A 6,271-nucleotide genomic window follows, 5' to 3' on the forward strand; every position below is an offset into this window, starting at 1 on the left:
CGCACTAACTCAGCACAAAAGATTGCCGCACTTACTGCTACGTTTAATGATTCGGCCTCCCCAATTCTCGGAATGGTTACCGGTTTATTTATTTTTTTGATCACTTCTGCTGATATTCCCTTTCCTTCATTGCCCAAAATCACCAATCCTTCTGCTCCCCATTGCGTTTTGTAAATCGATTCGCCATCTAACAGCGCCCCAAATACAGGGATGGTATTTTCCGCTAACAAGGCTGGCAGATCTGCTTCGTAAATATTTACCCGCGCCAAAGAACCCATTGTGGCCTGTACGGTTTTTGGATTGAATACTTCTACACAATCAGCAGAGCAGATGATGTTTTTAAAGCCAAACCAATCTGCCGTTCTGATAATGGTACCCATATTACCTGGATCCTGAACACCATCTAAAACCAAAGTGAACTGATTTTTTAACGCTGTTAACGCTAATTCTCTGTTTTTTGGGATATGAACGAGCGCTAAAAAGCCTTGTGGGGTTTGCAGCGTACTAATCTTATCTAATTCGGCGTTCTTTACTTCAAATAAGTTTATATTTGCAGGCAATTTGGGTAACAAATTGTAATGTTCGCTGTTGTAAAATATAGTATGGATCTGGTAGCTTGACTGAAAAAATTCTTTTATGGATTTTATACCTTCAACAATAAATAAACCATGTTCTTTACGGTATTTTTTTTGATGTAACGACTTTATAAAACTAATCTGTGATTTTGAAAGCATACCAAAACTCAATAAATATTAAACTGAAAAGCACTGCAATATTACTATTTATTATTGTTTTAATTCAGGCCTGCTCATCAACTAAATACATTGCCGACTATCAATCGATAGTGAAAAAGGTAACTATTGATAGTGTTGATGCTAAATTTGAAGAACAGGCTTACAATTATGTTCAGAAAGATATCAGGCCGGCATCTAAGCTGAGTATCAATGTGCCTTTGTACAATTTGTTCAATACAAAAGATGGTCGGTATAAAACCAGCGATATTAAGCCGTTTGGTACACCCCCTGCTATTTTAGATAGTACATTGGTCGAAATTTCCAGAACACAGATACAGAAGTTTTTAAAAAGTAAGGGCTACCGCCAGGCCGAAGTAACTTCTGCCATCAAGATTGCAGATAAAAAGGCCGAAATTGTATTCAGTGCAAAACCTGGGCCTGCTTATTTTATTGAGAAACTTTCTGATTCGATCCCAAATGCAAATATTAGGAACCTTTACGAATCGAATAAGGCTAAAATATCCCATTTACACAAGGGAATGCAGTACGATGAAGACTCTTTAACTTATGAAAGGGAGCAGATTTATCGCATTATGAAAGAAAATGGATATTTCTATTTTTTAAGACCTTATGTAAATTTTGATGTATATGGTGCTGAACCCAGCTCTAAGACTAACAAAATCGATTTGAACCTTAATGTAACAGATCCTGCAAATGGACCGCATAAACAGTTTAATATTGGTTACACACATTTGTTAATTGCGCCAAATCCTGACGGTTTGCCCGATTCGGCAAGATATAAATTAAGCAAAGATACTTTGAACGGGATTATTTATACCGATTTCTCTAAGCGTTACAGGCGTAATCCGATCGTTCGTTACGATTTTCTGAAGCAAGGTGACCTTTATGACATCCGGAACGAAAATCTTACTTACGATCGCTTGTATGAGCTAAATGTTTTCAAAAACGTAAAGATCGATTATTTCAGAAGGGACAGTACCTCAAATAAAATCAATGCAATCATTTTGCTCACCCCTCAAAAGGTAATGAGTAACCGCGTGGAGGGTGAGGTTCCGTTTAATGGTGGTACCGTTGGCTTTACCCTCGGAAATACTTATACCAACAACAATATTTTTAGAGGAGCAGAACGATTTGAACTCCAGGTGAAAGGTGGTTTGCAATCGCGTATAGGTAACGGTGCCAAGGTTTTTAGTGATATTTATCAGCGCGATTTCTCAATCAGTGCGAGTATTTCGGTACCGAGATTGATGATCCCTTTTTATAACCCTGTTTTAGGTGGAAACGGAATGCCGCACACTACTTTTGCAACCAGTTACATTTATGCCTTACAAAAAGATGTTTCGGTACGAAGGATTTTTATCAACTCCATTACTTACGATTGGTTTGAAACCAAATCTAAACTCCACTCTTTTACCCCATTAAATTTTGAGTACCGTTTTGGTAACCTCGATACATCAAAAGTGGATGCAATTACCCGCTTTAACAACCTTTATTATTCTTCACTACTCGATCGTAAAGATTTAACACTGGGTATGAAATATACCTACACGTTGAATTCGGATAAGTTAAACCAACTGAGAACCTTTGTTTATTTAAGGGCAGGGATGGATATTGCAGGCAATATGTTGCAAGGCATATCTAAACTAACAGGTTCAAAGCATGATCCGGCAAACAACGACCCGGCAAAGATATTAGGCTTGCCTTTTAACCAGTACACCAGGCCAGAGGTAGATATTAGGTGGTATAAACATTTGGGTGGCGAAAGGCAATTTATTGCCCGTTTAAACACCGGATTAGCCTACGCTTATGGTAATTCAATTTTAACAGGTATTCCTTTCGAAAAGCAATTTTTTGCCGGTGGATCTAACGGCTTAAGGGCTTGGCAGGCCAGAACCATCGGTCCAGGTAATTATAATAGACAAGTACTTGCCAGCGATGAAGTACGGAAGGCTGTTTTTGGGCTGGATCAATTGGGTACTTTACGGATAGAAACTAATTTTGAATATCGGTTTACACTTGCACGGAAATTTTTCGGGGCTACTTTGAAAGGGGCTGCCTTTGTTGATGCCGGTAATATCTGGAATATCCGCAGAGGGGAGTCGATTACGCTTGAATACCCTGAGTTGGATGAATTGACCGTGTTTAAGCTTAGTAAATTGGCTAAGCAAATTGCTATTGGTACTGGGGTTGGTTTAAGGTACGATGTTCAGTATTTTGTTTTCAGGTTTGATGTGGGACTAAAACTTAAAGATCCTCAGTTTATCGGATCAGACCAGTGGGTAATCAGCAAATTTTTATCTGGGGCCAGGGATTTTAAAAATAGCTATAACGCCACACACGGGCCTGATACCTATCGTTTTCTACAGTATAACTTTGGTATTGGTATGCCATTCTAATTAACCGAAAAGGCTTAATATTTTGGGTTTGGTATCCGGATCTTTAAATGAAAATTCTTTAAAGGGTTGCCATCTTTTATCCATGTGTTTGTAAACAGAAAAGGATGAAACAGGGAACTCTCGTTTAAATTTCCGGTCTTTAAATTCGGCAGAAAGCTGTTTGAAAATGGGTGGTTTTACATCTCTAAACGCTAAAGTTAAATGTGGATTGAATTTTTCTTTTTTCGCTATCAGTTTTAAAGGTTGTAATGCTTTAGTAATCTGTTTTTCCAGGCTCATTAAGCCCTCATTTTGTTCAACATCGAGATAAAAGGTATGCTCCAGAAATGAACTGAAGTTTCGGAGTACCTGTGTAAATGGCTGACTGAAAGCGGCATCTGCTAAAGCTTTAAAAAATCTTTTTTCTGCATCGTAAGCTGAAAGCTTTACCGGAGGGTATAAGGTGATGTGTGCCGGACGTTTTAATGATTCATACACATTAAATTTCTCTGAAATGTATGTTCTAATCTCATCTATGTCTTCTACAACAGAAACAGGAGGAACTAAACACACTAAAAATAGATTTTCCATAAATCAAATTTACTAAAAATTTTAGTAAAAAAGTAATGATGAATTGTTAATTTTCTACCGTGATAAACTGCCGATTGAAATAATCGGCATCTCGCTTCGATCGGGCTTAGGTGGCTACAACTGTGCTGCTATCTGTGGTAAAATAAACCCGACCGACAGCGTTATCCCGATTTAAAGGTTTTTTTTTATCGTTATAATTTTATCGGGATTAAGCAAAGGGCGGGGCTGGTATAACCGAAGCACCACAGGCCTTGCTTTTCTAAAAAAAGAGAATTCGCATTAGACCTTATACGCTAAACGATTTGTTATTTCACACTTATTAGGAACGAACGTGAGCACAAATTGTTAATTTACTGCTGTTATAACTAATTTTCTTTTTTATGGGAAGGGCTTTGCAGAAGCTATTGGTTCTCTGTAGTCCCGCTCCCGCTTCTGCCGATTGAAATAATCGGCATCTCGCTTCGATCGGGCTTAGGGGGCTACAACTTGCTGCTATCCGTGGTAAAATAAACCCGACCGACAGCGTTATCCCGATTTAAGTGATTTTTTTATCGCTATAATTTTATCGGGATTAAGCAAAGGGCGGGACTGGTATAACCGAAGCACCACAGGCCTTGCTTTTCTAAAAAGAATAAGAGAATTTATAGCATGAGATTGCTTTCCCGAAAAATCGGGACAGGCTGTCGTTCCTCCTCGCATCCGATAGCTATCGGATGACGATTTTATTTAGAAAATCAGACGAGGTTTTTTAACCCATCGAATATACTTTCGAAAAAGGTAGAAAGGTTTAAGCCATTGCTGTGGTTAAAATACACAAATACCAGAAAAACAATGACCACAAATATGATCAGTTTGCGGAAGGCAAAGGCAATAATTACCAGTATAATCGGAATGATGAAAAGCCATAAACTATTTATGGCATACGGACTTAAATCGGTATCTTTTTTATATACATACACCAGTTTGCTGTGGGTGCCAGAGTCGTTTTGATGTTTGATGTAAACGAAGGTAGATTTATCGATGGGTAAAGGTAGCACGGCTATGCCATCATTAAATTTTAATACCTGTGTAAAACCACTTACACTAAAGGTGTAGATTCCGTTTATGTTTTCGTTGGGGTTGTTTAAAGAATCGGCTGCTATAATGGCCAGTTTGTTGTTTTTAAGCAAATTTTCTTTTACCAGAAAATTATTGATTGCTGCGGTTTGTGCATGGCTGAAAAACCCGATTAAACACAGTGAAAGCAAGAGTAAGATTCGTTTCATTCGATAGAACGTTTATTGTAAATTAAATAACCGATATGCAATAATACACCATTTCTTTTAACTGCATCATTATATAAATTATAACTTAGGCTTACAGGGCCGAGCGGTGAATGGTAAACTAAACCTGCAGTACCTGCATAGCGTATTTTTGTGATGGCTTTGGCATAATCTACATCCTGAAAATTATTCAGCTCAAACTCCTTATGGGGTAAAAATAAATAACCTTCCAATCTAAAATCGAGATTTTTTTTAACATTATAAATGTTTTTTATTCCGCCAGCAGCATAGGTTGTGGCCCTAAATTTATCCAGGAATAACGATCTGCTATCTTGCAAAGGATAAAAGGCTGGAGCAGTTAAAAGCGTAGCGTAATAATTGCTAAATAAAGGTTGGTTAGAGAAAACGCCTTCCACAATATAACCCAATGTATATTTTTTGATGTGTAAAAAGTAGTTTTCCTGGGTAAGTTTTATGCTTCCCCATTGACGCAAATGACTACTGCCCGGAATTTTAACAAAACCCGGAGTGGTTCGGAAAATATTGCCGGGATTATAGTTTTCGCGGCCTGTGGTGTAATTGAAACTTAGCGAAAAGCTTTGACCTCTGCTGGCATACTGTTTCCGGTTTAACGAATTTTTTTCGAGATTTAAGGATCCCCTAAACCCATTAAAAATAGTTTGATCGAGCAGATCGCCTACCGCAAAGGTATTGTTTGGGCTATAGCGATCATTATTATTTATAAAAGTAGAATGAAGAACAATTTTGGTATTGTAATTTAAAGGCATTCCCATCATAAGGTCAATCTTACGGTCAGATTGTTCGATGTAAATGGGGCGTGGGTTTTCGATAAATATCTGGCTGGTATTATAAAAATTCCAGTGATTATAGGTTAACTCCGCGGCCAGAAACAAGGGAAGTCTGGTTGGATAATCTACCCGGCCATTAACCTGTACCGATTCGTAAAAGCGGCCAGAGTAAAAGCTGGTTCCAAAAGTATACGATTTTCGGTTGAGGTAATTGTACTGAGCACCCAAAAAAACATTGCTGATGGGCCTTGTAGATATATTGCCGCCTAATTCGAGTTTAAAGCTCTTTTTCGGCTGTGCCACCACCTCAAAAGTATAACTGTCTGTTGCTGCCTGATATGAAATTTTAGGAAATACGGTTTCGAAAGTTTGGTCGGCAACCAGTTTATAATACCCACGTTTAATATCCTGCAGGTTAAAAGTAACTTTATCGCTTTTGAAAAGCCTTTCTACATATTTTTTTTGCTGACTGTTTACAC

At 38.0% G+C, this 6,271-nt stretch carries 5 protein-coding genes; 1 reads left to right on the forward strand and 4 read right to left on the reverse strand.

Annotated features, from left to right (window positions below; all coding sequences use genetic code 11):
- Positions 1 to 734: TrmH family RNA methyltransferase (locus tag AC1DPQ_RS14485; protein WP_477609915.1), on the reverse strand; the 734-nt coding region annotated here is incomplete at its 3' end.
- Between AC1DPQ_RS14485 and tamL the strand changes: the two genes are divergently transcribed.
- Positions 719 to 3,151 carry a translocation and assembly module lipoprotein TamL gene (gene tamL, locus AC1DPQ_RS14490; RefSeq protein WP_477609917.1) on the forward strand — a complete coding sequence of 811 codons (2,433 nt, stop codon included), beginning with the start codon at positions 719 to 721 and terminating at the stop codon, positions 3,149 to 3,151. The two genes, AC1DPQ_RS14485 and tamL, sit on opposite strands and share 16 nt — an antisense overlap.
- On the opposite strand, the gene AC1DPQ_RS14495 is transcribed toward tamL, so the two are convergent.
- The 3 genes from AC1DPQ_RS14495 to AC1DPQ_RS14505 all read right to left on the reverse strand — a co-directional run.
- Positions 3,152 to 3,721 carry a 2'-5' RNA ligase family protein gene (locus AC1DPQ_RS14495; RefSeq protein WP_477580908.1) on the reverse strand — a complete coding sequence of 190 codons (570 nt, stop codon included), beginning with the start codon at positions 3,719 to 3,721 and terminating at the stop codon, positions 3,152 to 3,154.
- A 734-nt stretch (positions 3,722 to 4,455) separates the two neighbouring features.
- Complete coding sequence (locus tag AC1DPQ_RS14500) at positions 4,456 to 4,986, reverse strand: hypothetical protein (protein ID WP_477580906.1); 531 nt, start codon at positions 4,984 to 4,986, stop codon at positions 4,456 to 4,458.
- A partial coding sequence (locus tag AC1DPQ_RS14505) for a BamA/TamA family outer membrane protein (RefSeq protein ID WP_477609919.1) occupies positions 4,983 to 6,271 on the reverse strand: 1,289 nt, incomplete at its 5' end. The genes AC1DPQ_RS14505 and AC1DPQ_RS14500, both read right to left, overlap by 4 nt.

It is taken from the genome of Pedobacter sp. 01T416_2, from assembly GCF_056398925.1.